The sequence below is a fragment of the Salinivibrio sp. MA351 genome (genome assembly GCF_001996065.1).
GTDB lineage: Bacteria > Pseudomonadota > Gammaproteobacteria > Enterobacterales > Vibrionaceae > Salinivibrio > Salinivibrio costicola.
On sequence record NZ_MUFG01000001.1, the window covers coordinates 232,405 to 256,643 of the forward strand.

The following is a 24,239-nucleotide window of genomic DNA, read 5'->3' on the forward strand; positions in this document are numbered from 1 at the left end:
ACCGGCGTCTATTCACACCTTAATATTGATGCCTGCCACGTCGGCAGGCATTTTTATTGGCTCATGGTTTTTTTATCCGCCCAAGACGGTGATGATTTCCACAACCCGACCTCACAATGCTATTCTCTAGCCTCGCTTTGTTTTGCTTGAGGATGGCATTGTTTATGCTGGCTTTACTTGTTCGTTCCGTGATTATTGGCCTAGTCACGGCTGCCTTGCTATTAGTCGCGGTGCCTGATTTGCGCTCGGGCGTGTTATCCGAACTGTCTTTTATTGAAAGCGACGGCCAAGACACGGCAGAACTGGTGTCATTTAGCTATGCGGTTAAACGCGCATCGCCAGCGGTGGTCAATATCTACACCCGTAATTATACCGGTAACGATAAATTAGAGCTTAATACCCAAGGGTTAGGCTCTGGGGTGCTCATGAGCGCTAAAGGCTATATCGTCACCAACTATCATGTTGTCGCCGAAGCCGACCAAGTGATCGTCGCCTTGCAAGATGGGCGCATTTTCACGGCACAGATGGTGGGTAAAGATCAGCGTACGGATTTAGCCGTGCTTAAAATTCAAGCAGACAATCTCCCCGTGATCCCAGTCAATCAAAATTATCAACCCACGGTGGGCGATACCGTGCTCGCCATCGGCAATCCGTATAATTTAGGGCAAACCACCACCTATGGCATCATTTCGGCTACCGGCCGGACCGGGATGAGCTTTTATGGTCGCCAGGATTTTCTCCAAACCGACGCGGCCATTAACAGAGGGAACTCTGGCGGGGCGCTGGTAAACAGTCGCGGTGAGCTCGTCGGCATCAATACCGCCTCTTTTCAACAAGCAACCGACCTTGAAACCTATGGCATTTCCTTCGCGATCCCTTACCGTTTAACCGCAAAAATCATGAATAAACTGATTGCCGATGGCCGAGTGATCCGCGGCTATATTGGCATTGATGGTCGTGATGTAAACCCGGTGATGGCCCGATTATTAGATGCCGAGCAGCAACGTGGGGTCATGGTCGCTGGGCTTGATAAAGACGGACCTGCAGAAAAAGCGGGGATTCAGCCTCAAGATTTGATTATTCAAATTAACGACAAGCCCGTGCGCGGTGCACGCGGTGCGATGGATATGGTGACCGATACACGCCCTGGCTCAACGCTTAACATTACGCTGATCAGAGACGGTGAAACCCTGACCTTGCCGGTCAAAGTGGGCGATGAACGCCAGCAGCGTTAATCAACGCATAGCGAAAATAGGCGCCCATAAAAAACGCCAGCCTGTGAGGGCTGGCGTTTTTTGTGTTAAGCATGAAGGCCAATTAGCCTGCGATATCACTGGACTCGTTCACTTCATCGGCGTCAATGCGCTCGATTTTAGCTCCTAAGGCCTGCAGTTTATCTTCGATACGCTCATAGCCTCTATCGATATGATAAATACGATCCACCAAGGTTTCGCCCTTTGCAATACAGCCGGCAATCACCAAGCTGGCAGAGGCGCGCAGATCCGTCGCCATCACTTGTGCCCCACTTAGGCTATCGGTGTCACCACAGATCACGGTATTGCCTTCAATCTCTGCATGAGCGCCCATACGTTGTAATTCCGGCACATGCATAAAGCGGTTTTCAAAGATGGTTTCGGTGATTATTCCAGTGCCTTTGGCCACCAAGTTCAGCAAGCTAAACTGAGCTTGCATATCGGTTGGAAAGCCCGGATGTGGCGCGGTACGCACGTTCACAGCTTTGAGCTCGCGGTCTGTCATGTCTAATTCGATAAAGTCATCACCCGTTACTACCTTGGCACCGGCTTCTTCCAACTTATGAAGGACCGCTTCGAGTAACTCTGGCGAGGTATGGCGACACACAATATGCCCGCCAGACACCGCGGCCGCGACTAAGAAGGTGCCGGTTTCAATGCGATCTGCCACCACGGTGTGCTTACCGCCGCCAAGACGCTCTACGCCTTCAATCTCAATGCGATCGGTGCCTGCCCCCGTGACGTTTGCCCCCAACATGTTGAGGAACTTGGCCGTATCGACAATTTCTGGCTCACGCGCCGCGTTTTCAATCACCGTGGTACCTTGCGCTAACGTCGCCGCACTCATGATGGTGACTGTCGCGCCGACGCTGACTTTGTCCATCACGATATGCGCGCCTTGCAAGCGACCATCGACGGTTGCACGCACATAGCCCTCATCCAATGTGATGGTGGCACCGAGCTGTTCAAGGCCGTTAATGTGCAAATCCACGGGCCGCGCGCCAATCGCACAACCGCCAGGCAAAGACACTTCGCCTTTACCGAAGCGAGCGACTAACGGCCCAAGTGCCCAAATAGACGCACGCATGGTTTTCACGAGATCATAAGGCGCACAGAGCTCAGTAATCTCACTGGCATCAACATGCACTGACCCGTTGCGACTCACCTTGGCCCCTAAGCGTGATAACAGGGCCATCGTTGTGTCAATATCGCGTAACTTAGGGACATTCGCGACTTCGACTGGCTCTTCAGCCAGTAATGAAGCAAATAAAATCGGGAGGGCGGCATTTTTTGCGCCAGAAATGGCCACATCACCTTTAAGCGGGCCATTGCCCGTCACTCGAAACTTTTGCATCATATCCTCTTACAACTGCATCAGCTTTTTATCGCGTGCCCACTCAGCCGGTGTCATCGCTTTAATGCTGACCGCATGAATATCATTACGCGCAATGTGATCCGTTAGCGGACCATAGATCGTTTGTTGCTTTTTTACGCGTGACATACCGTCAAACATCTCTGCAACAGCGATGACCTCAAAGTGGCTGCCATCACCTTTCACATGCAGCTCGTCCACTGACTGAGCCTGTTCTGAAAAAGCGGCCTCTAAAATGGCTTTAACGTCGCTTGCTTCCACGTTTAAACTCCTTGTTGATGCTCCGCATCGTCAAAAAATGTGTCTAAATTACTCAGCGTTAACAATAGTTTTAGCTGTTCAGGCATCCCTTGATACCGTACCTGCTGTCCTTGATGACGCAGCGTACGATCAAGGTGGAGCAACATCGCCATTCCTGCTGAATCCACACGTGATAACGCACTTAAGTCTAACGTTAAGGCGTTATCGGTTGGGATCCATTGGTGACGCTGACGCCAAAAGGCAGGCACTGTGTCACGATCAAGCCGTCCTGACAAGTGATAGTGCTGCTCGCTGCCAGCCGTCAAGTTGACGCTCATGATGCATCCTGTTTTTGCTTATCTTCACGACGGATGGGCCGCTTGGCGATCTCTTTTAATTGTTCGACCACGGCATCAATACCATCACGACGCAGTGGTGTCTTCCACTCAGACTGCTTCGATTGGATCATACTGACTCCTTCAGCCGTCACGTCATACGCTTGCCAATTTCCTGTCCGCGTATTTTTACGTAAGCTAAAATCCAGACGAATAGGCGGACGTGATGCGTCAGTCATATCGACGCGAACTTTGACAATTTTATCATTCGGATCAATCGGTTTATCCTTTTGAACCTCAATGGTTTGGTCGTCATATTCGAGTAAAATCTGTGCATAGGAGGCAATCATGTACTCGGTGAAGGCCTCGGTAAATGCATCGCGCTGTTCAGGCGTTGCCTTGCGATAATACTGGGCGCCTAATATCAGCGACGCCGCATAGCGCGTATGGATATAAGGTAGGAGTTCGTCTTTGACGACATCACGTAATAAATCGGGATCAGCGCGGAGCAAGGTACGATCTTTGCGTATGCGCGAAAACGTATTCTCTGCGACTTGTTCGATCAGCTGATATGGGTTGGATTGGTCGACCGGCTCACTGGCCTGTACCGTCTGTCCAAGGCTGACTAACATCAAGCTCAGCGCCGAGCCTAATGCGATAAGTGTCTTTCTCATGCCATTTACTCCTTGTCACCCATACTGTAGAGGAACTGACCAATCAAATCTTCTAAGACAAGGGCCGACTTGGTGTCTTGGATTTTTTCTCCCGCCTCTAAATAGCCAATGCCGAGCGCTTCATCGACAAACCCTGGGGTAATACCGATATATTGCTCGCCCAGCAGCCCTGCAGTGTAGATCGACGCCGAGCTCGATTCCGGGAAACGTCCCGCTTCTTCACTGATTTGCAGTGTCACTTGTGGGACATAGGTGTCTGGATTGAGCGAAATATCCGTTACCTGGCCAACAGTAACGCCCCCCACTTTGACAGGGGAGCGCACTTTTAACCCACCAATATTGTCAAACTCAGCGGTGAGGGTGTAGGTGTCTGCCCGCCCCCAACGCTGAACATCGGCGACTTGAAACGCAAGGGCTAATAGCGCTGCAATCCCTGCGATCACAAAGCAGCCTACCCAAAATTCTGTTTTACGACTCTGTTGCATGATTAATTCCCAAACATGAGTGCAGTAAGGACAAAGTCTAGGCCGAGTACGGCCAGCGATGAATGTACCACAGTACGTGTGGTCGCGCGGCTGATCCCTTCCGAGGTTGGCGTGGCATCATAACCGTTAAAAAGTGCAATCCAGGTCACGGCGATAGCAAAAACGAGGCTTTTGATCAGCGCGTTACCCACATCGTAGCCAAGGTCGACCGATGCCTGCATCACCGACCAAAAGCTGCCATGATCAATGCCTTTCCAGTCTACCCCGACCAGCTCGCCGCCCCAAATCCCGACCAGCATAAAGATCACCGCCAGTAAAGGCATGGCGATGACGCCGGCCCAAAACCGGGGCGCAATGACACGACGCAGCGGATCAACCGCCATCATTTCTAAACTCGATAGCTGCTCGGTGGCTTTCATCAAGCCAATTTCAGCGGTCAGCGCGGATCCCGCCCGCCCAGCAAATAGCAGTGCTGTGACCACAGGGCCAAGCTCGCGCAGTAGCGATAAAGCAACCATTTGCCCAAGGCTGGTCTCGGCACCAAAGTCCGACAAGACTAAATACCCTTGCAGGCTTAATACCATGCCGATAAATAACCCGGAGACAATAATGATCGCGAGTGAGCGTACTCCGACAGAATAGAGTTGTTGAATAAGCAGTGGGAAGGTTTTACTCGGTTGAGGACGCCCCACCAGCGCACCGGTCATCACAAAGGTGGCGCGGCCCATTGACTCGGCCACACGCATGGTTCGACGACCCATGTCCGCGATTTGTGTTTTAATCACCGAAAATCTCCTGCTTTAACTCACCCGCGGGATAACGAAATGGCACGGGTCCATCGGCATGCCCTTCTAAAAACTGCTGCACCCAAGGGTCTGGATTATCTCGCAACGATTGCGGCGATCCACTGGCGATAATACGGCTATCGGCCAAAAGATACACTTTATCGGCAATGCTCATCACTTCAGGCACGTCATGTGAAACGACCACACACGTTAGCCCGAGTGCTTGGTTGAGTTGACGAATCAAGGTCACCAGCACGCCCATGGTAATGGGATCTTGTCCTACAAAGGGTTCATCAAACAAAATGAGCTCTGGATCAAGGGCAATTGAACGGGCCAGAGCCGCTCGACGGGCCATACCGCCTGAGAGATCGCTGGGCATTAATGCGGCAGCCCCTCTTAATCCCACCGCCTCAAGCTTTAGCATTACAATGGTATGAATCATGGATTCATCCAAGTCTGTGTGTTCGCGCAGCGGGAAGGCAACATTATCGAATACCGACATATCGGTAAACAGGGCGCCTGATTGGAAGAGCATACTCATGCGCTGGCGGACATCGAATAATTGGCGACGCCCTAGCGAGGGAATGGAATGGCCATCAAAAACAATATCACCGGCGTCTGGCTTTAGCTGGCCGGCGATCAAGCGTAATAACGTGGTTTTACCGATACCTGAGGGCCCCATAATGGCGGTGATTTGCCCACGTGGTACCTGCAAGTCGACATGATCAAAAATGCATCGGTCACCCCGTGAGAATGTCATCCCATTGATATCTATCAGGCTCTTTGCTGCCATGGCCGCATCTCATGGTTGGAAAGGAACAAAATGAAGTGGCTGATAATAAGGTGTCACCCCGCCTAACACAAGCCAGCCTGCGTATCGGGCCAAGCAGGACGTGACCCATCCCTGATAATAGCAGCCAAGAAACGGTTTATATGTCAAGACGAGGTCAATGTGCGCCCCTTGCCCTGTGACGCGACTTAGCCGCGATATAAGCCTTGGCGACGATACCAGCCTTAGCTGCGATACAAACCTTAACCGTGGCGCAATCGTTAATCGCGAGCAGGCGGCCGTTTATCGGTGGCCGTTCCACGGCGGCAACATCAAGATGATCCTGTCACAGCAACCCGCTTCATGGTGAACCATCTTTATCGTATCCGTAAGTCAGTGGGTAGAAAATGCCGGAATTGATAACTCACATGGGGGCTTTTTGCTTCACATTTCCCCCTTTAACCGTCAGAATTGCCCCTCATTTGAACCAAATTCACAACGCAAAGGATAGGTGTCATGGTTATAGCGGTTGCCATACTCATTGTTGGACTCATCGTGCTGGTATGGAGTGCCGATCGACTGGTCTTTGGCGCGGCTGCAATCGCGAAAAACTACGGCGTTTCGCCTTTAATCATCGGCATGACGATTCTCGCCATGGGATCGTCGGCACCGGAAATGATGGTATCTGCCAACGCTGCCCTCGCCGATAAAACCGATACCGCAGTGGGGAACGTTTTAGGCTCAAATATCGCCAACATAGCGCTTATTCTTGGTTTTACCGCGCTGATCAAGCCGCTGTCGATTGGGTCGACCATTATTCGCCGTGAACTGCCACTGATGCTTGGGGTCACCGTCCTCGCGGGGGCCTTGCTTTGGAATAATCATCTAGGGTTTTTCGAAGGGGTGGGACTGATCACACTGTTTGTGATCTTTATTTTAATGATGATTAAAATTGGTAAAGATTCAGGTGATTCCGACCCAATATTGGCCGATCAGCAGTCTGACATTCCTAAGGATGTTAGCAACCTGAAAGCGGCGATATGGATTATTATCGGCTTGCCTTTACTGTTGCTGTCATCGGATCAAGTGGTCGACTCCGCGGTTACCATCGCTCAGTATTTTGGCATGAGTGATCTGGTGATTGGCTTGACCATTATCGCCATTGGCACCAGCCTTCCTGAGCTTGCCGCTTCGATTGCCGGCGTCATGAAGGGTGAAGATGATTTGGCGGTGGGTAATATCATCGGCTCGAATGTGTTTAATATTCTCGCGGTCATGGCCATTCCTGGGTTGCTCAACCCCTCAGCGATCAGCGAATATGCCATGAGTCGTGATTATTATATTATGCTGGTGCTGTCTATTATGTTGCTGGTGTTTGCGTTGGGCAAATCACGCAGTATTAATCGCATCGAAGGCGCCATTTTCTTACTTTGTTATATCGGTTACCAAAGTTACCTATTTATTAACGCTGCCGCCTAAACGGACACAGTACAATGAGTGAATACAGTTTTGACTTTCGCCGCGCCGGGCTGGATGTCCTTAACATTGAGCAAGACGCGATTGCACAATTAAAAGCCGCCATTGATGATCGTTTTGAGGCGGCTTGCCAGCTGATGCTAAACGCCACCGGCAAAGTGGTGGTGATGGGAATGGGTAAGTCAGGCCATATTGGCAAAAAAATTGCTGCCACCCTCGCCAGCACTGGAACGCCTGCGTTTTTTGTCCATCCTGGCGAAGCAAGCCATGGTGATTTAGGTATGATCAACCAAGGCGATGTGGTGCTCGCGATCTCTAATTCCGGCGAGGCCGGTGAGATATTAACCTTGCTACCCGTGATTAAACGCTTGGGCATTCCGTTAGTCTGTATGACGGGCAATGCGCAATCTAGCATGGGGCAGTTAGCAAAAGTGAATCTTAACATTCATGTCCCGCAAGAAGCCTGCCCACTGGCATTAGCTCCTACCTCGAGCACCACTGCCACCTTAGTAATGGGCGATGCCCTTGCCATGGCCTTGATGCAAGCAAGGGGCTTTACCGCGAATGACTTTGCGCTTTCGCACCCGGGCGGTGCATTAGGACGCAAGCTGTTACTGCGCATCAGTGATTTGATGCATCAAGGCGCGCGTTTACCCGTGGTGCCCGAAACAGCCACCGTGCGCGATGCTTTATTAGAAGTGTCTGAAAAGGGCTTGGGGATGACCGCTATCGTCGATGCTGATCAACAGCTGACCGGCATTTTTACCGACGGTGACTTACGCCGCTTGTTAGATATGCGGATTGATTTGCATACCACCACCATTGGCTCGGTGATGTCAAAAGGCCCGGTGACGATTGAACCGGAGTTGCTTGCGGCAGAAGGACTTAAACTCATGGAAGAGCGAAAAATTAACGGGTTGTTGGTTGCCAAAGACGGCCAGCTGCTTGGCGCCCTTAACATGCATGATCTTTTAAAAGCCGGAGTGATCTAATGGCCTCTACCGTAATTGAAACGCTGTACGGCCCTATCGCCACCGACGTATTCCAGCGTGCCGCTGCCATTCAATTACTCATCTGTGATATTGATGGGGTTTTTTCTGATGGTCGCGTCTATATGGGCAATCAAGGCGAAGAACTCAAAGCGTTCCATACCCGCGACGGCTACGGCATAAAATCATTGATGAACGCCGGGATTGAAGTTGCTGTCATTACAGGCCGCCAATCTCAGATCGTTGAGAACCGAATGCGCGCACTGGGTGTCAAACATGTGTATCAAGGCCAAAGCGACAAGTTAGCCGCGTACCAAGATTTGTGTTCGCACTGTGATGTACTTCCCGCACACACAGCTTATATTGGTGACGATTTGATTGACTGGCCAGTGATGGAAAAAGTGGGGCTGTCTTGTTGCGTCGCAGATGGCCACCCACTGCTAAAATCGCGTGCTGATCATGTCACCCACATTGGTGGTGGGTTTGGCGCGGTGAGAGAGGTCTGTGATTTGCTGCTAGAAGCCCGTGGCGAGCTCGATCAACACAAAGGTTTGAGTGTATGACTCGGCGGCTAGGCCTGCTTTTACTGATCGTGCTTTGTGCACTCAGCGGCTATTACCTATTGGCCCAGCACCGTTGGCAAAAGGTGCAACAGGTCACCCCTGATGCAGAAAAGCCTTTGTTTACCGGCGAAGACATTGAAACGGTGCAGTATACTGCTGACGGTGTGCGTAGTTATACCGTTGAAGCCAAGCATCTTGAGCACTACGCCAAAATCGATGAGACCCATTTTAATGAGCCTGTACTTTGGACCTATCAAGACGGCCAAGATGAAGAGTGGCGTGTGAGCGCAAACTACGCCGTTTTATCGGACGAGCACCTGCTCACTATGACGGGCAATGTCCGTATTTTTAATTTACTGCCGAATGCACAAATTGATTCGGTAACCACCGACTCTGTGACCTTAAACCTCACAACACGAGATTTTTGGTCCGATAGTCCTACCACCATCACGGGCACCCGTTTTCAAACCACAGGAAAACGCGTGAAGGGCAACTTCGGTAGCCACCAGATGGAATTGTTAGACGATGTTAAAGGCCGATATGAAACGACCCCTCGTTAAAGCACTAGCAGGTGCGATGTTGCTATTTTCGCACTACTCACTAGCGCTGAGTAGCGACACCGAGCAACCTATTCACATTCAATCTGAAAGTCAGCATTTGGACATGGCCACCAATACGGTGACCTTCACACAAGATGTCGTGCTCACCCAAGGCAGCATTAAAATCTTGGCCGATAAACTGATCGTTATCCGCCCGGAGGGGAAAGATGGCAGTGAAACCATCGAAGCCTATGGTAAACCGGCAACCTTTGAGCAAACCATGGATGACGGCAAACAGATTCATGGCGAAGCGAACAAACTGCGTTATGAAGTCGGTAATGAATATCTCAAAATGTCGACCAATGCGATGCTCGAGCAAAGTGGCAACCAGGTAGAGGGCAATGTGATCACCTACGAAATCGACAAACAACAATTGGTTGCCGAGAGTGATAGCAACAAACGGGTCACCACGATTTTACAGCCGACAAGTAAAAAAAATTCATCCAATAACGATTCATCTGAGTCAGACGCGGAATAAGAGGCCACATGGCAACACTGACAGCGGCCAACTTGGCAAAGAGTTATAAAGGGCGAAAGGTCGTCGCCGATGTAAGCTTGGAAGTGAAATCCGGTGAAATCGTCGGTCTGCTTGGCCCGAATGGTGCGGGAAAAACCACCTCATTTTATATGATTGTGGGTTTAGTGGCCCGTGATGAGGGGGCGATTTATATCGATGATAAAGACATCAGCATTCAACCCATGCACAATCGCTCTCGCTTGGGGATCGGTTACTTACCGCAAGAAGCGTCGATATTTCGTAAACTCAGCGTCTACGATAATCTCATGGCGGTGCTACAAACGCGTAAATCCTTGACTAAAGAAGAGCGTCAGGACAAAGCCGAAGACTTGTTAGACGAGTTTAATATCCAACATATTCGTGACAGCTTAGGCATGGCGCTTTCTGGGGGCGAACGCCGACGGGTTGAAATTGCGCGCGCCCTCGCCGCGAACCCTAAATTTATTTTGCTTGATGAGCCCTTCGCTGGGGTTGACCCGATTTCGGTTATCGATATAAAAAAAATCATTGAACACTTACGTGACCGTGGTCTCGGTGTGCTCATCACTGATCACAATGTACGCGAGACGCTCAGTGTCTGTGAGCACGCTTACATTGTCAGCCAAGGTCACTTGATTGCACACGGCACGCCTGATGAGGTGCTCAATGATGATCACGTTAAACGGGTTTACTTGGGCGATCAGTTCAAATTGTAGGATCGGCTCACGCTAAAAAATGCCAATCAAGGCTATAGTTAAATAAAGCGCTTGCTCTGTTGACCAGAGCAAGCGTTTTTAACCTCTTTGGTCGTTGAAAAAGGAAAGGTGTAAAGCCTCTATGAAACCCACGCTTCAGCTTAAGCTTGGACAACAACTCGCAATGACACCACAACTGCAACAGGCGATTCGTCTGTTGCAGCTGTCGACGTTGGATTTGCAACAAGAGATCCAAGAAGCGTTGGAATCCAACCCTCTATTGGAACATGACGAAGGCCAAGAGCAAGACACGGATCAAAGTGATAGTCAGCACGATCAGCATGCGGCCTCACAAGAAACGGCAACCGCCAGTGCCGATACCATGGAAACATCCGATGCGTTCGAAAAAAACGAAATGCCGGATGATCTCCCAGTTGATACGACGTGGGACCACTTATACTCTGCTGGCACCGGCAGTACCGGTGTGGGTGGATATGATGATCAGCCCGTTTATCAAGGCGAAACCACGCAGACGCTATATGACTATTTAAAATGGCAGCTTGAGCTCACGCCATTTTCCGAAAACGATCACGTGATTGCCATGGCTATCATTGATGCGGTGGATGACCAAGGCTATCTCTCAGTCAGTACCGAGGATATTTTAGATAGCCTCGGCAGTGATGATATTGAACTGGATGAAGTTGAAGCGGTGCTTAAACGCGTCCAGCACTTTGATCCTCTGGGGATTGCGGCGCGTTCACTGCAAGAATGTTTAATGCTGCAACTGGCCACCTATGATGACAATACACCCTGGCTGGCAGACGCGCGCAAGGTCTTGACCGAGCATATGGACTTACTTGCCAATCGCGATTATCGCCAACTCATGCGAGAAACCCGTCTAAAAGAGCCGGAGCTTAAAGCGGTGATGCAGCTCATCCACAGTTTAGAGCCTCGCCCGGGTAACTTAATTGTCACCAACGAAGCTGAGTACGTGGTCCCTGATGTATCCGTGTTTAAACACCAAGGCCAATGGGTGGTACAAATTAACCCAGATAGTGTGCCTAAACTGAAAGTGAACGAGCAATATGCCGCTTACGGACGCAATGGCTGCAGTGCATCTGATGGCCAATTTATTCGTTCACACTTACAAGAAGCAAAATGGCTGATTAAGAGCTTGGAAAGCCGCAATGACACCTTACTTAAGGTGACGCGCTGTATCGTTGAGCACCAACATGACTTTTTTGAATACGGCGAGGAGGCCATGAAGCCCATGGTCTTGAATGATATTGCCCTTGATGTGGATATGCACGAGTCGACCATTTCCCGTGTCACCACACAAAAGTATATGCATACGCCTCGCGGTATTTTCGAGCTGAAATACTTTTTCTCCAGCCATGTGAGCACCGACAATGGCGGTGAATGCTCATCGACGGCGATTCGCGCCTTCATAAAAAAATTGGTCGCTGACGAGCCGGCAAACAAGCCACTCAGTGATAGCAAGATTGCCGCATTGCTGGCCGAGCAAGGCATTAAAGTTGCAAGACGGACCATTGCCAAGTACCGAGAGTCACTTGGCATTGCGCCGTCAAACCAGCGCAAGCGTCTATTGTAGACGCCTCAACAGAAGGAAAATGTGTATGCAAATCAACCTGACTGGACAGTCTGTCGACATCACGCCACCATTGCGCGAGTATGTGGAAACCAAATTTGCTAAACTCGAGCGCTTTTTCGAGCACATTAACAATGTCCATGTTGTACTGAATGTTCAAAAGCTTGACCAAATCGCAGAGGCAACGCTCCATGTAAATAACGGCGAGCTCCATGCGAAAGCACAGTCGCAAGACATGTATGCGGCCATTGACGGGTTGACCGATAAACTGGTTAAACAACTGAGTAAACACAAAGAAAAGCTCAAACAGCATTAGGCTATGGAACTTAAAGATGTACTTTCAGTGGACTGCACGCGTAGTGCTGTCCACTGCTCCAGCAAAAAACGCGCCCTGGAAATTATTAGTCAGGTTGCTGCGGATAAAATGGGCACTAACGCGCAAAAATTGTTTGAATGCATGCTAAGCCGTGAAAAACTCGGCACCACAGGCATTGGCGCGGGGATTGCTATCCCACATGGGCGAACACTTGAGAGCCAACAGGCTATCGGGGTGTTGTTGCAATGTGCGGAACCTATCGAGTTTGATGCAGTCGATAAACGTCCGGTGGATTTGCTATTCGCGTTACTGGTACCCGATGAGCAATGTAAGGTGCACTTACAAACCCTTTCGAGCATTGCGGAGAAGCTGAACGATAAACAGCTATGTCGTCAACTTCGCAGTGCTGACTCAGACCAAGAGCTCTACAACATTATTACGCAATAAGCCATCAGGCTAACGGGGAACATTATGATGCTAAAAATTGTCAGTGGCCGCTCTGGCTCAGGCAAGTCAGTGGCGCTAAGGGTACTCGAGGATCTTGGCTACTATTGCGTCGACAATTTACCCGTTAACTTGCTGCGTGACTTTGTCGTGTCACAAGATGACGCCGACGCCAAAATCGCGGTGAGTTTAGATATCCGCAACCTTCCGAATGCGAAAGAGCCGATCGCGGATACCTTAGAGGCATTACGACAAGTCTGCGATGTGACACTTTATTATTTGGATGCGGATGACAAGGATCTGATCAAACGATTCAGTGAAACACGGCGTTTGCATCCGTTATCGCGACATAATTTGTCACTTGAGCAAGCGATCCAAGCCGAAAAGCAACAGATGGCACCGATAAAAGCTCATGCCGATCGCGTTATCAACACATCCGGGCTCTCTATCCACGATTTGAGTGAATCTGTGCGTGCCTTGGTGCTTGGCCGCACCAGCAGCGATCTTGTCATGGTATTTGAATCGTTCGGCTTCAAGCATGGCTTGCCCGCCGATGCCGATTATGTGTTTGATGTTCGCTTTTTACCCAACCCGCATTGGGAGCCCACGTTACGACCCCATACTGGCTTAGAAAAACCCGTCCGCATGTTTCTTGCCGCTCAGCCAGATGTCGCAATGGTGATCGCGCAAATTAAGGGCTTTTTAGAGTCTTGGCTCCCGGCGCTTAAAAATAACAACCGCAGTTATGTGACCGTAGCAATCGGCTGTACCGGTGGTAAACATCGCTCTGTCTATGTTGCCCAGTACTTATCTGATTATTTTCATGAGTTAGGCGAACAGGTGCAAATCCGTCATCGCACGTTGGAGCAACAAGGATGACCGCCTTGTCAGCACAGGTCTGTGTCCGTAATCGCCTTGGCCTCCATGCCCGCGCCGCGATAAAGCTGGTTGAGTTAGTGCAAGACTATGATGCGCAAGTCACCCTACAAACCGACACTAAGTCCGCTAATGCAGACAGTGTGATGGCGATGCTGATGCTCGAATCAGCACAAGGCGAAACGATCACAGTGTCGGCCGATGGCCCTCAGTCAGCGTTAGCCCTAGATGCAGTCAAAGCGTTATTTGATGCGGGATTTGACGAAGACACGGTCACCTCTCACGCCACGACGTAAGCCTGTGCGTTCATTGCCCACAATTCCCGCCTTCAACCGATTTGTCATGAGACAGACACCCCTGATTGGGTTAGAATTTTAGTCATTGCATTTGGGGGAGTGACCGATGGCAGAGTCAACAGAACAAGAACAAAGTAACCAAACCCACCAACGTCTCCAAGAAGTCACTCAACTCCTTGAGCAAGGGATGTTCGTACGCGTACGTCGCATGCTTGAGGACATGGAGCCGGAAGATACCGCCCACCTGCTAGAAGCATCGCCGCCAAAAGGGCGTCTTGTTCTGTGGCAATTAACCGATCCAGAGGATCAGGGGGAAATCCTTGATGAGCTCTCGGAGGACGTTAAAGACGGTATCATGGTACGGATGGCGCCCGATCAGCTTGCGGCAGCCACCGAGGGCATGGAGACCGATGATGTCGCCTACTTGCTGCGTAGCTTGCCTCAGGACGTTTCTCAAGATGTGCTAGCGCAAATGGATGCCCAAGATAGGACGCGGGTGCAACAAGCCCTTTCCTATCCTGAGGAGTCTGCAGGCGGGATCATGAACACCGACGTCGTCACTATTCGTGATGATGTCACCGTGGACGTGGTCTTACGCTATTTGCGCATGCGCGGTGAGTTACCCGATACCACCGATACCTTGTACGTGATTGATCCCAATGGCCGATTAATCGGTAATTTGCCTATCAGTGCCCTCTTGGTGAATCAGCCGGATGTCGCCATTGCTGACATCATGGAGGATCCTGATGAAGCGATCAGCGTCACCATGGATGATGGCGATGTCGCCCATTTGTTTGAGCGTCGTAACTGGGTTTCCGCCCCTGTTGTCGACGAGCGTAATCACCTCGTCGGTCGGATTACCATTGATGATGTCGTCGATATTATTCGTGAAGATGCCGAGCATTCGATGATGAGTATGGCAGGCTTGGATGACGAGGAAGACACCTTTGCACCGGCTTTTAAAAGTGCACGTCGTCGTAGCATTTGGCTTGGGATCAATGTGCTCGCCGCCCTAACCGCGGCGTCCGTCTCTAATATGTTTGAAGGCACCCTGGATAAAATGGCGGCAATCGCCGTTTTAATGACCATCGTCCCTTCTATGGGTGGTGTAGCGGGTAACCAAACGGTCGCACTGGTGATCCGAGGGCTTGCCGTCGGCCATATCGGTGATTCCAACACCCGCTGGTTACTGGCCAAAGAAGCCACCGTGGGGTTGATGAACGGGCTGATTTGGTCCGCTATTATTGGTGGCATTGTGGTGGTTTGGAAAGGCAGTATTGAGTTAGGGTTAATTATTTCCGGTGCAATGCTGGTCAACCTATTTATCGCGGGCATTGCTGGGGTCGCAATACCGACATTGCTGAAAAAATACAATATCGATCCGGCGTTAGCGGGCGGCATGGCGCTCACCACCATCACCGATGTGGTCGGCTTGCTTGCCTTTTTAGGCTTGGCGACGCTGTTTATTACTTAACGCAGATAAGGTGAATCGGCCACGATGTGTGGGGTTGGTCCACGAGAAAAATCACGACAATAAACCCAAAAAAAGGCGAGCCACTGGCTCGCCTTTTTGTTATTACACTAAACCGCTGCTGTGCTAAACAGCTGTTACGCTTAACCGCTTTCCGCTAAAACAGGTATCACTTTATTCGTCCAAGAAGCTGCGCAGTGTTTCTGAGCGGCTTGGATGACGAAGTTTACGTAGCGCTTTCGCCTCAATCTGACGAATACGCTCACGAGTCACATCAAACTGTTTACCCACTTCTTCCAGCGTATGGTCAGTATTCATTTCAATACCAAAGCGCATACGCAGTACTTTCGCTTCGCGTGGCGTAAGACCGGCTAAGACATCATTGGTTGCCATCTTAAGGTTGTTCGACGTCGCCGAATCCATAGGCAGTTCCAACGTGGTGTCTTCGATAAAATCACCTAAGTGTGAATCTTCATCATCACCAATCGGTGTTTCCATCGAGATCGGCTCTTTGGCAATTTTCAGCACTTTGCGGATTTTATCTTCTGGCATCAGCATCCGCTCTGCCAATTCTTCCGGTAACGGCTCGCGGCCCATTTCCTGCAGCATTTGGCGCGAAATACGGTTGAGCTTGTTGATGGTCTCAATCATATGCACCGGAATACGAATGGTCCGTGCTTGGTCTGCAATCGAGCGTGTGATCGCCTGACGAATCCACCAAGTAGCATAGGTTGAGAATTTATAACCACGGCGGTATTCGAACTTATCCACCGCTTTCATCAAGCCAATGTTACCTTCTTGAATCAGATCCAAGAATTGTAAGCCACGGTTGGTGTATTTTTTCGCAATCGAAATCACCAAACGCAAGTTCGCCTCAACCATTTCTTTCTTGGCACGGCGTGCTTTCGCTTCACCAATGGACATGCGACGGCTAATATCTTTGATACGCTCGACCGACAGGCCAGTTTCGTCTTCGATAATTTTTAGCTTCTGCACACAACGGCGTAGATCTTCTTCGTAACGTGCGACACGCTCTGCGTAAGGCTTGCCTGAATTAAGTGCTTGGTCAATCCATGCATCTGACGACTCGTTACCGCCAAACAGTTGCACAAAGGTTTTCTTCGGCATTTTCGCCTGATCGACACAAAGACGCATCACCAAACGCTCTTGGGTGCGAACCTTGTCCATGGTCTGACGCATGTCTTTTACCAAACGATCAAACTGTTTGGGGATCAAACGGAACTGTTTAAATGTCTCAGACAATTCTTCGATCGATGATTTAGTGCGATCGTCATAACGCCCGTACTTCTGAATCGCGGTTTCCATTGCCGAATAAGTACGACGCAATTCGCTGAACTTTTCACGTGCGAGCTCAGGATCGATACCGACATCTTCCTCACTCTCATCGTCTTCGTCGCTATCGTCTTTGTCGTCGTCTTCATCTTCGTCATCCAGCTCTTTTTCACTGAGCTCGGAGCCGATATGGGTCGCGGTCGGGGCGACATTGTCCTGTTCGGGATCGATAAATCCCGAAATGATGTCGGTTAAGCGAAGCTCTTCGGCTTCAACTTTGTCGAATTGATCAAGCAGTGAAGCAATCGAGGCCGGATATTCCGCCACCGAACACTGCACCTGATTGATGCCATCTTCGATACGCTTGGCAATATCGATCTCGCCCTCACGGGTCAACAGCTCGACTGTCCCCATTTCACGCATGTACATGCGAACGGGATCCGTGGTGCGACCAATCTCGCTCTCCACACTCGATAGAGCTGCCGCCGCGGCTTCTGCTGCATCTTCGTCGGCCACGGTTTCTGACATCATTAACTCATCGGCATCTGGCGCGGCTTCCACCACTTGAATGCCCATGTCATTAATCATCTGAATGATGTCTTCTATTTGGTCGGAATCGACAATGTCTTCCGGGAGGTGGTCATTAACTTCGGCATAGGTCAGATAGCCTTGCTCCTTGCCTTTTGCGACAAGCAACTTTAGCTGTGACTGCGGATTTTGATCCATAGACGATATCCAACTTCGGGTCTGAGTGAAGAATTTAGTATGCGGAAACGCAAACCGCCAATTTTAACAAATGTCACCTTTGCTGGCTACTTTCTAAACGGACTGGCTCTGTATAAGGAGCATCAGTTCCCGCTTCTCTTCGACTGATAAGCCGACGGTATTTGACTTCGCTTGCAACTTGGCTATTTGTTGTTCGACACACTGGGCGAGTATTCTATCCAGTGAATCGCAAAAAAGTTCTGACGCATTTTCATCGTCAACATGTAGGTCCCAGCCAGCCAAACGGGCTAACAAGGCTTCTTGTTTGGTTCCCCGCCAGTGCTCTAACAACTGGCCGGTAGTGATATGGGGGCGCTGTCGACAGATCTCAAGGATCGGGTTTAACAACGCTAACCCGGGTAAATCAATGGTGTCTGCCGAGGGTAACGGCGGCACTTCTTGACCAAGCATGGGGTACTGCACCAATAAGGCAATCACCTCACGCATGGGTGTACGCTTAATGTCAGGCTGACCATGGACCTTAACAGGTTGTCCTTGCCGGCTGATTAGCGTATCCAACTGGTGATCATCCATAATACCGAGCTTTTGCCCTAACGTATTACGTAAATAAAGACGCAACGTATCACCCGGCACTTTCTCAATCAGTGGCACGGCTAAGTTAGCTAGCTTGGCTTTGCCCTCTCGGCTACTGGTATCCACCTGCTTGAGCAAGGTATTAAACATAAAGGTCGATAAGCTTTGCGCCTCGCTTAAGCGCTGCTCAAAACCTTCTTTCCCTTCTTGGCGGATCATGGAGTCAGGATCATCGCCATCGGGCAAAAACATAAACTTCAGCTGCCGACCATCATGAATATAAGGCAGGGCTTGCTCCATCGCACGCCATGCCGCATCACGACCGGCACGATCACCATCGTAGCAACACAGTATAGTACTGGTTTGCCGGAACAGGGTTTGAATATGTTCACCTGTGGTAGAGGTCCCCAATGAGGCAACCGCATAGTCAACGCCAAATTGCGCCAACGCCACCACATCCATGTAGCCTTCAACCACCAAAATACGTTCGGGGTGGCGGTAAGACTGCATCACCTCATACAAACCATACAACTCACGACCTTTATGAAAGATCGGGGTTTCAGGTGAGTTAAGGTATTTAGGCGTGCCATCTCCCAATACCCGGCCACCAAAACCAATCACACGACCACGTCGATCGCGAATCGGGAACATAATGCGGCCACGAAAACGGTCATAAGTATGGCCATTGTCATTTTCAATCAGCATCCCTGCCGTTAACAGTTGCTGCTGATCGGCTTGGCTGCGCCCAAAACGTCGCTTAATCGTATCCCATTGGTCAGGAACGAACCCGACACCAAACTGTTTTACCACTTCTCCGGATAATCCGCGCTGTTTGAGATAATCGATGGCCACTTGCCCAGCATCGGTGCGTAATTCACCGCTGTAGGTACGCGCAATGGCTTCCATCATCTCGTAGATTTGGCGCTTATCATCACTTGGCATGCTGGGCCGTGCGGAACCCCCCGACGACTGCTCGCGAGGTACCTCTAAACCCAGACCACTGGCTAGCTCTTCGATCGCTTCCGGAAATTCGAGCCGTTCGAATTCCATCATAAAGTCAATCGCATTGCCGTGCACACCACATCCGAAGCAGTGATAAAACTGCTTATCCTGGCTCACACTGAATGAGGGGGTTTTCTCGTTATGGAACGGGCAACAGGCACTATAGTTTTTGCCTTTTTTCTTGAGCTTGACCCGTGCATCTATGATCTCAACGATGTCGAGACGTGAAAGCAAGTCATCAATGAATGCGCGCGGGATTCTGCCTGCCATAACCTGAAATTTATAAGGAGAGAAGCAAACAAGCCGCGCCGTCCATAATGGAAAGCACGGCTTGTTATAAAGTGAGGAATATCTAGCCTAGGTGCGCTTTGACACGCTGGCTTACTTTCCCCATATCAGCGCGGCCTTGCACTTGAGGTTTTAATACCCCCATGACGTTGCCCATGTCTTGCATTGACGAAGCACCCGTTGTTTCAACGGCTGCTTTCACCAATGCGTCGACGTCGTCATCGCTCAGAGGCTGGGGTAGAAATTCTTCTATCACCGCGATCTCAGCAAGCTCTACATCGGCAAGGTCGTCACGACCGGCTGCTTGGTACTGGGCTACGGAATCACGGCGCTGCTTTACATTTTTGGTCAACACAGCCAGGATTTCATCATCGCTTAGCGACTGACGCGTATCCACTTCTTGCTGCTTGATTGCTGCCATTACCAGACGAAGCGTACCGAGGCGCGCTTTGTCTTTTTGTTTCATCGCCGTTTTTTGCGCGTCTTTTAGACGTTCAAGCAATTCCATAGCATTTTCCTGAATCTATCGTTATTAGTACATACGTACGCGGCGTTGGTTTTCGCGTGCCAACTTTTTCAGGTGACGCTTTTGAGCAGCGGCTTTAGCGCGTTTGCGAACGGTAGTTGGCTTTTCATAGTTCTCACGACGGCGAACTTCAGAAAGAATACCTGCTTTTTCACAAGAGCGCTTAAAGCGACGCAGTGCTACGTCAAATGGTTCGTTTTCACGTACTTTAACTACTGGCATGTGCCTTTCACCTCGGGGGTTGTCAGTTACTGCTGGCGAACAATTGGCCAGCCTTGATTAAAAATGGTGCGAAATTCTAATCCGAAGAAGGGGTGAATGTAAAGCGCATCTAGCGAATTACTTCTAAGCCATGTAAGATTGCGCGCACGGTCAGTCTATTCTGACCCTCTCTTCTCCGCTTCGATCACCACATTATATCATGTGGGCAATGATCTTAAATACACAATCTATCGGCTGTTAACCTGAGGTTATGATGCGCATTTTAGGCATAGAGACATCTTGTGACGAAACCGGCGTTGCGATCTACGACGATCAGGCAGGGCTTTTGTCACACCAACTTTACAGTCAGGTAAAACTGCATGCCGATTATGGCGGCGTTGTTCCCGAGCTGGCCTCACGCGATCATGTCAAAAAGACCTTGCCCTTAATTAAAGCGGCCATGGCGCAAGCGAACCTTACGCCCGATCAACTCGATGGCATCGCCTATACTGCCGGCCCAGGTTTAGTGGGTGCGTTACTGGTTGGATCCACCATTGGCCGCAGTCTTGCGTATGCATGGCAAGTGCCCGCGGTGGGTGTCCACCATATGGAAGGTCATCTACTCGCGCCCATGCTTGAAGACAATCCGCCCGCTTTTCCTTTTGTCGCCTTGCTGGTGTCAGGCGGCCACACCTTATTGGTAGAGGTGAAAGGCATTGGCCAATACCGTATTTTAGGTGAATCGATTGATGATGCTGCCGGTGAGGCGTTTGATAAAACCGCGAAACTGATGAATCTCGATTACCCGGGTGGCCCATTACTGTCTAAACTCGCCGAAAAAGGCACCCATGGCCGCTTTACCTTTCCGCGTCCGATGACTGACCGCCCAGGGTTAGATTTCAGCTTTTCCGGCCTCAAGACCTTCGCGGCCAACACCATTGCCGCCAACGACACCGATGATCAAACACGAGCAGACATTGCCTATGCATTCCAAGATGCAGTCGTCGATACGCTGGCGATTAAGTGTAAACGCGCCTTAGACCAATGTGGCCTGAATCGTTTGGTGGTTGCCGGTGGAGTCAGTGCTAATCGTTATCTACGTGAAAAGCTCGATGTGCTGACCAAAAAACGTGGCGGCGATGTATTCTATCCTCGCCCTGAATTTTGCACCGATAATGGCGCGATGATCGCCTACGCGGGCATGCAGCGACTTAAAAACGGTGAGCATATGGGACTCGGAGTTAAAGCTCAGCCTCGTTGGCCACTAGACACACTCGCGGCTGTTGATAGTGAACAGACAGACTCATGATATGACGCGATAACCCGTGGCGTATCAATACGTCGCACCCTAATACGTCGCACCATCGCGAAAATAGTGCAATCATCCCCAAAAGGCAGCCATCGGCTGTCTTTTTTGATTTAGGCACGGTGGCATCGCGCTCGGTGTATCGCGCTCTATCGCTCTCGCCGCCACCAACGAAGTAAAACAGGCTTTTCTTCTCCATCCAATAACCGTCGGATATTGTCGTAATGGCGAAATAAAATCAGGCAAGAAAGCATGGCTACGGGCATGGTAAATTGCGGCTTAATCCACCAGGTAAACAGCGGGGCGACAATCGCAGTGACGATCGCGCTTAATGACGAATAGCCGGTTAAGACCAAGACTAGCCCCCAGGTGGCGACCAGCAATCCAGTGAGACTTAACCCGATCGGTGCCATTGCGCCGAGCGCGGTAGCAACCCCTTTCCCGCCTCGAAAATGAAAAAACACCGGATAAATATGACCAAGGCATGCAGCAATCGCGATTAGCCCCAGTAAAAAAGGATTGATCCCGATTAAGTAACTAAGCCACACCGGGATCGTGCCTTTGAGCATGTCGCATAACAGCACCAGTGCCGCCGCAAACCGTCCACCGAGCCGATAAACATTGGTCGCGCCTGGATTTTTAGACCCCTGATCTCTGGGATCGGGTAAGCCAAAGGCACGACAAACCAGAACGGCACTAGAAACAGAGCCGAGTAAGTAGGCAGCGATGATGATGGCAATGGCCAGTGCAGTCATGTGAAATCCCTAGAGTTTGTGCCGCATTCGTTGCTATAGTGCGCCCACGTTCATCGATAAACCTATCATGGATCGGAACGTATCACGTATCCATCTGTCAATGGACACATCCAATGATACGAACTTTCTTACCACAGTGGTATCCGACCTGTCACGGAGTGTGAAAAAACATGGATTCCGTATTCATAGAACAACTCGACGTGTACACCACTATCGGTGTTTACGATTGGGAACAAACCATCCAGCAAAAGTTGGTGTTCGATATTGAAATGGCGCACGACAATCGCCCTGCGGCCCAACAGGATGACGTCACCCTTGCGCTTGATTATGCTAGCGTCAGTGACGCCGTTATTGCCCACGTTCAAGCCAGCCGCTGCGCGCTCATCGAGCGCGTCGCCGAAGAGGTTGCGAGCCTGATCCAATCTCAATTTGGCGTGCCTTGGGTGAAAATCCGCGTCGCCAAACCCGGCGCTGTGGCGCCCGCACAGTCTGTAGGCGTTGTTATAGAGCGAGGCACACGGTGACACAAGCATTAGTCAGTATCGGCTCGAACATTGAGCGCGATTTTCATATTGAAGCGGCCGTTCACGCTCTGCGTCAACTCGATCCACAGTGTCGGTTTTCTCGCATTTTTGAAGCCGAGCCGGTCGGGTTTGAAGGCCCTAACTTTTATAATCTCATTGCCGAACTTCATACCGCCCAGCCATTAGAGACCTTTTGGCAGGCCATCCGCGATATCGAACGGCAGCATGGCCGTCAGCGTGATGACATTAAGTATCGCGATCGTACCTTGGATATCGACTTACTCACCTTTGGTGATCACTGTCAACCCAGTGGCCCTACCTTACCCCGCAACGATATCTATAAATTTGCTTTTACCCTTTGGCCGCTCGCCGAACTGTGTCCAACACAAGCGGTGCCGGGAGATGGTCGTACCTTCGCTCAACTTTGGCAGGCATTTGACCAGCACCAACCACTATGGCCTATTGATACGCCGGCCTATTTGAAGGATCAATCATCATCATGAGCCTATTCGAAGCCTTCTTTTTAGCCTTGATTCAGGGACTGACTGAGTTTCTTCCCATTTCCAGCTCCGCGCACCTGATCCTCCCTTCCCAGTTATTTGGTTGGGCCGATCAAGGGTTAGCGTTTGATGTGGCCGTGCATGTGGGCACGTTGGCGGCAGTCATCGGCTATTTTCGCCGTGAAGTCCGGAATTTGCTCGGCGCGTTTTTCGCATCCTTAGCAGGAAAACACAGCCGCGATAGTCAATTAGCTTGGATGATCGTCTTAGCGACTATCCCAGCTTGTCTTGCCGGGCTGTTCCTAAAAGACTTGATAGAATTGTACTTACGCTCGGTATGGGTGATCGCAGCCACTACCTTGGTATTTGGCGCCCTATTGTGGTGGGCCGATCGTCACGCGCGGCTTGCCAATGACGAATACCAAACCACCCAGTCGCGGGCATGGTTGATTGGTATCGCACAAGCGCTGGCATTAATCCCAGGGACATCTCGCTCTGGCGCGACCATCACCGCCGCCTTAATGCTGGGCTACACACGCGAAGCCGCAGCACGATTCTCGTTTTTGATGTCGATTCCGATCATCACTCTGGCGGGTTCCTACCTTGGTTTGCAACTGGCAACGAGTCCTGAGCCGGTTGCGTTAGCGCCAATCGGTGTGGGCGTGTTGGTTTCGTTTGTCAGTGCATATGCCTGTATCCACGCGTTTTTGAAATTGGTCACGCGCGTGGGAATGCTTCCTTTTGTTATCTATCGTCTGGTACTCGGCGCGGTCTTAATCGCTTTTATCGCCGGATAAAACAG

28 protein-coding genes and 1 pseudogene are annotated in these 24,239 nt (G+C 50.5%); 17 read left to right on the forward strand and 12 right to left on the reverse strand.

Annotation, left to right across the window (positions count from 1 at the left end; genetic code table 11):
- The first annotated feature begins 164 nt into the window (after positions 1–164).
- On the forward strand, positions 165–1,235 hold the full coding sequence (degS, locus tag BZG78_RS01080) for an outer membrane-stress sensor serine endopeptidase DegS (protein WP_077660141.1): 1,071 nt from the start codon (positions 165–167) through the stop codon (positions 1,233–1,235).
- Between the two features lie 82 nt (positions 1,236–1,317).
- On the opposite strand, the gene murA is transcribed toward degS, so the two are convergent.
- Genes murA through mlaF form a run of 7 tightly spaced genes read right to left on the reverse strand, consistent with a single transcriptional unit; the run spans position 1,318 to position 5,937 of the window.
- Positions 1,318–2,607: a UDP-N-acetylglucosamine 1-carboxyvinyltransferase gene (murA, locus tag BZG78_RS01085; RefSeq protein WP_077660142.1), complete on the reverse strand. Its 1,290-nt coding sequence runs from the start codon at positions 2,605–2,607 to the stop codon at positions 1,318–1,320.
- A 9-nt stretch (positions 2,608–2,616) separates the two neighbouring features.
- Entirely contained in the window at positions 2,617–2,886 is a 270-nt protein-coding gene (ibaG, locus tag BZG78_RS01090; RefSeq protein WP_021022664.1) for a BolA family iron metabolism protein IbaG, read from the reverse strand.
- Between the two features lie 2 nt (positions 2,887–2,888).
- Positions 2,889–3,203, reverse strand: a complete 315-nt coding sequence (locus BZG78_RS01095; protein WP_021022665.1) for an STAS domain-containing protein — start codon at positions 3,201–3,203, stop codon at positions 2,889–2,891.
- Entirely contained in the window at positions 3,200–3,874 is a 675-nt protein-coding gene (mlaC, locus tag BZG78_RS01100; RefSeq protein WP_077645744.1) for a phospholipid-binding protein MlaC, read from the reverse strand. Before mlaC ends, BZG78_RS01095 begins: the two co-directional genes overlap by 4 nt.
- Positions 3,875–3,879: 5 nt before the next feature.
- Complete coding sequence (gene mlaD / locus BZG78_RS01105; RefSeq protein ID WP_021022667.1) at positions 3,880–4,359, reverse strand: outer membrane lipid asymmetry maintenance protein MlaD; 480 nt, start codon at positions 4,357–4,359, stop codon at positions 3,880–3,882.
- 2 nt (positions 4,360–4,361) lie between these two features.
- Positions 4,362–5,141, reverse strand: a complete 780-nt coding sequence (gene mlaE, locus BZG78_RS01110; protein ID WP_269087438.1) for a lipid asymmetry maintenance ABC transporter permease subunit MlaE — start codon at positions 5,139–5,141, stop codon at positions 4,362–4,364.
- Positions 5,137–5,937, reverse strand: coding sequence for a phospholipid ABC transporter ATP-binding protein MlaF (gene mlaF, locus BZG78_RS01115; protein ID WP_077660143.1), 801 nt, complete (start codon positions 5,935–5,937; stop codon positions 5,137–5,139). The genes mlaE and mlaF overlap by 5 nt, the downstream gene beginning before the upstream one ends.
- A gap of 492 nt (positions 5,938–6,429) precedes the next feature.
- Here mlaF and BZG78_RS01120 point away from each other — a divergent pair, with 492 nt between their 5' ends.
- The 12 genes from BZG78_RS01120 (at position 6,430) to mgtE (ending at position 15,746) form a co-directional block, all read left to right on the forward strand.
- Positions 6,430–7,392 (forward strand): calcium/sodium antiporter, encoded by a 963-nt coding sequence (locus tag BZG78_RS01120; protein ID WP_077660144.1) that lies wholly within the window; start codon positions 6,430–6,432, stop codon positions 7,390–7,392.
- Positions 7,393–7,406: 14 nt separating this feature from the next.
- Positions 7,407–8,381, forward strand: coding sequence for an arabinose-5-phosphate isomerase KdsD (gene kdsD / locus BZG78_RS01125; protein ID WP_077660145.1), 975 nt, complete (start codon positions 7,407–7,409; stop codon positions 8,379–8,381).
- Positions 8,381–8,941 carry a 3-deoxy-manno-octulosonate-8-phosphatase KdsC gene (gene kdsC / locus BZG78_RS01130; RefSeq protein WP_077660146.1) on the forward strand — a complete coding sequence of 187 codons (561 nt, stop codon included), beginning with the start codon at positions 8,381–8,383 and terminating at the stop codon, positions 8,939–8,941. Before kdsD ends, kdsC begins: the two co-directional genes overlap by 1 nt.
- Entirely contained in the window at positions 8,938–9,501 is a 564-nt protein-coding gene (gene lptC / locus BZG78_RS01135; protein WP_077459898.1) for an LPS export ABC transporter periplasmic protein LptC, read from the forward strand. Before kdsC ends, lptC begins: the two co-directional genes overlap by 4 nt.
- Positions 9,482–10,018, forward strand: a complete 537-nt coding sequence (gene lptA, locus BZG78_RS01140; RefSeq protein ID WP_077460037.1) for a lipopolysaccharide transport periplasmic protein LptA — start codon at positions 9,482–9,484, stop codon at positions 10,016–10,018. The genes lptC and lptA overlap by 20 nt, the downstream gene beginning before the upstream one ends.
- 8 nt (positions 10,019–10,026) lie before the next feature.
- Entirely contained in the window at positions 10,027–10,752 is a 726-nt protein-coding gene (gene lptB / locus BZG78_RS01145; RefSeq protein WP_021022675.1) for an LPS export ABC transporter ATP-binding protein, read from the forward strand.
- 121 nt (positions 10,753–10,873) lie between these two features.
- Positions 10,874–12,343, forward strand: coding sequence for an RNA polymerase factor sigma-54 (locus BZG78_RS01150; RefSeq protein ID WP_077660147.1), 1,470 nt, complete (start codon positions 10,874–10,876; stop codon positions 12,341–12,343).
- 25 nt (positions 12,344–12,368) lie between these two features.
- Positions 12,369–12,656, forward strand: a complete 288-nt coding sequence (hpf, locus tag BZG78_RS01155; protein ID WP_021022677.1) for a ribosome hibernation promoting factor — start codon at positions 12,369–12,371, stop codon at positions 12,654–12,656.
- A gap of 3 nt (positions 12,657–12,659) precedes the next feature.
- Positions 12,660–13,103: a PTS IIA-like nitrogen regulatory protein PtsN gene (gene ptsN, locus BZG78_RS01160; RefSeq protein ID WP_021022678.1), complete on the forward strand. Its 444-nt coding sequence runs from the start codon at positions 12,660–12,662 to the stop codon at positions 13,101–13,103.
- Positions 13,104–13,127: 24 nt separating this feature from the next.
- Positions 13,128–13,979, forward strand: coding sequence for an RNase adapter RapZ (gene rapZ / locus BZG78_RS01165; protein ID WP_077459901.1), 852 nt, complete (start codon positions 13,128–13,130; stop codon positions 13,977–13,979).
- Positions 13,976–14,272, forward strand: a complete 297-nt coding sequence (locus BZG78_RS01170; RefSeq protein ID WP_077459902.1) for an HPr family phosphocarrier protein — start codon at positions 13,976–13,978, stop codon at positions 14,270–14,272. The genes rapZ and BZG78_RS01170 overlap by 4 nt, the downstream gene beginning before the upstream one ends.
- A gap of 106 nt (positions 14,273–14,378) precedes the next feature.
- On the forward strand, positions 14,379–15,746 hold the full coding sequence (gene mgtE / locus BZG78_RS01175) for a magnesium transporter (protein WP_021022681.1): 1,368 nt from the start codon (positions 14,379–14,381) through the stop codon (positions 15,744–15,746).
- Between the two features lie 171 nt (positions 15,747–15,917).
- On the opposite strand, the pseudogene rpoD reads toward mgtE, so the two are convergent.
- From rpoD to rpsU, 4 genes and pseudogenes are all read right to left on the reverse strand, one after another.
- Positions 15,918–17,774: pseudogene (gene rpoD / locus BZG78_RS01180) on the reverse strand (RNA polymerase sigma factor RpoD); the annotation flags it as partial.
- A gap of 81 nt (positions 17,775–17,855) precedes the next feature.
- The gene (gene dnaG, locus BZG78_RS01185; RefSeq protein ID WP_021022683.1) at positions 17,856–19,607 is read right to left on the reverse strand and encodes a DNA primase; all 1,752 of its coding nucleotides are present in this window, start codon (positions 19,605–19,607) and stop codon (positions 17,856–17,858) included.
- Between the two features lie 82 nt (positions 19,608–19,689).
- Complete coding sequence (locus BZG78_RS01190; protein ID WP_021022684.1) at positions 19,690–20,133, reverse strand: GatB/YqeY domain-containing protein; 444 nt, start codon at positions 20,131–20,133, stop codon at positions 19,690–19,692.
- Positions 20,134–20,157: 24 nt separating this feature from the next.
- Complete coding sequence (rpsU, locus tag BZG78_RS01195) at positions 20,158–20,373, reverse strand: 30S ribosomal protein S21 (RefSeq protein ID WP_021022685.1); 216 nt, start codon at positions 20,371–20,373, stop codon at positions 20,158–20,160.
- Between the two features lie 253 nt (positions 20,374–20,626).
- Between rpsU and tsaD the strand changes: the two genes are divergently transcribed.
- The gene (tsaD, locus tag BZG78_RS01200; RefSeq protein WP_021022686.1) at positions 20,627–21,661 is read left to right on the forward strand and encodes a tRNA (adenosine(37)-N6)-threonylcarbamoyltransferase complex transferase subunit TsaD; all 1,035 of its coding nucleotides are present in this window, start codon (positions 20,627–20,629) and stop codon (positions 21,659–21,661) included.
- A gap of 146 nt (positions 21,662–21,807) precedes the next feature.
- On the opposite strand, the gene plsY is transcribed toward tsaD, so the two are convergent.
- Positions 21,808–22,413: a glycerol-3-phosphate 1-O-acyltransferase PlsY gene (gene plsY, locus BZG78_RS01205; RefSeq protein WP_021022687.1), complete on the reverse strand. Its 606-nt coding sequence runs from the start codon at positions 22,411–22,413 to the stop codon at positions 21,808–21,810.
- Positions 22,414–22,583: 170 nt separating this feature from the next.
- Here plsY and folB point away from each other — a divergent pair, with 170 nt between their 5' ends.
- From folB to BZG78_RS01220, 3 genes are read left to right on the forward strand one after another with little or no spacing between them, the layout of a single operon-like run.
- A complete protein-coding gene (folB, locus tag BZG78_RS01210) occupies positions 22,584–22,937 on the forward strand; it encodes a dihydroneopterin aldolase (RefSeq protein WP_021022688.1) in 354 nt (117 codons plus the stop codon).
- Entirely contained in the window at positions 22,934–23,440 is a 507-nt protein-coding gene (folK, locus tag BZG78_RS01215) for a 2-amino-4-hydroxy-6-hydroxymethyldihydropteridine diphosphokinase (protein ID WP_077660148.1), read from the forward strand. Before folB ends, folK begins: the two co-directional genes overlap by 4 nt.
- Positions 23,437–24,234, forward strand: coding sequence for an undecaprenyl-diphosphate phosphatase (locus BZG78_RS01220; protein WP_021022690.1), 798 nt, complete (start codon positions 23,437–23,439; stop codon positions 24,232–24,234). The genes folK and BZG78_RS01220 overlap by 4 nt, the downstream gene beginning before the upstream one ends.
- Positions 24,235–24,239: the final 5 nt, after the last annotated feature.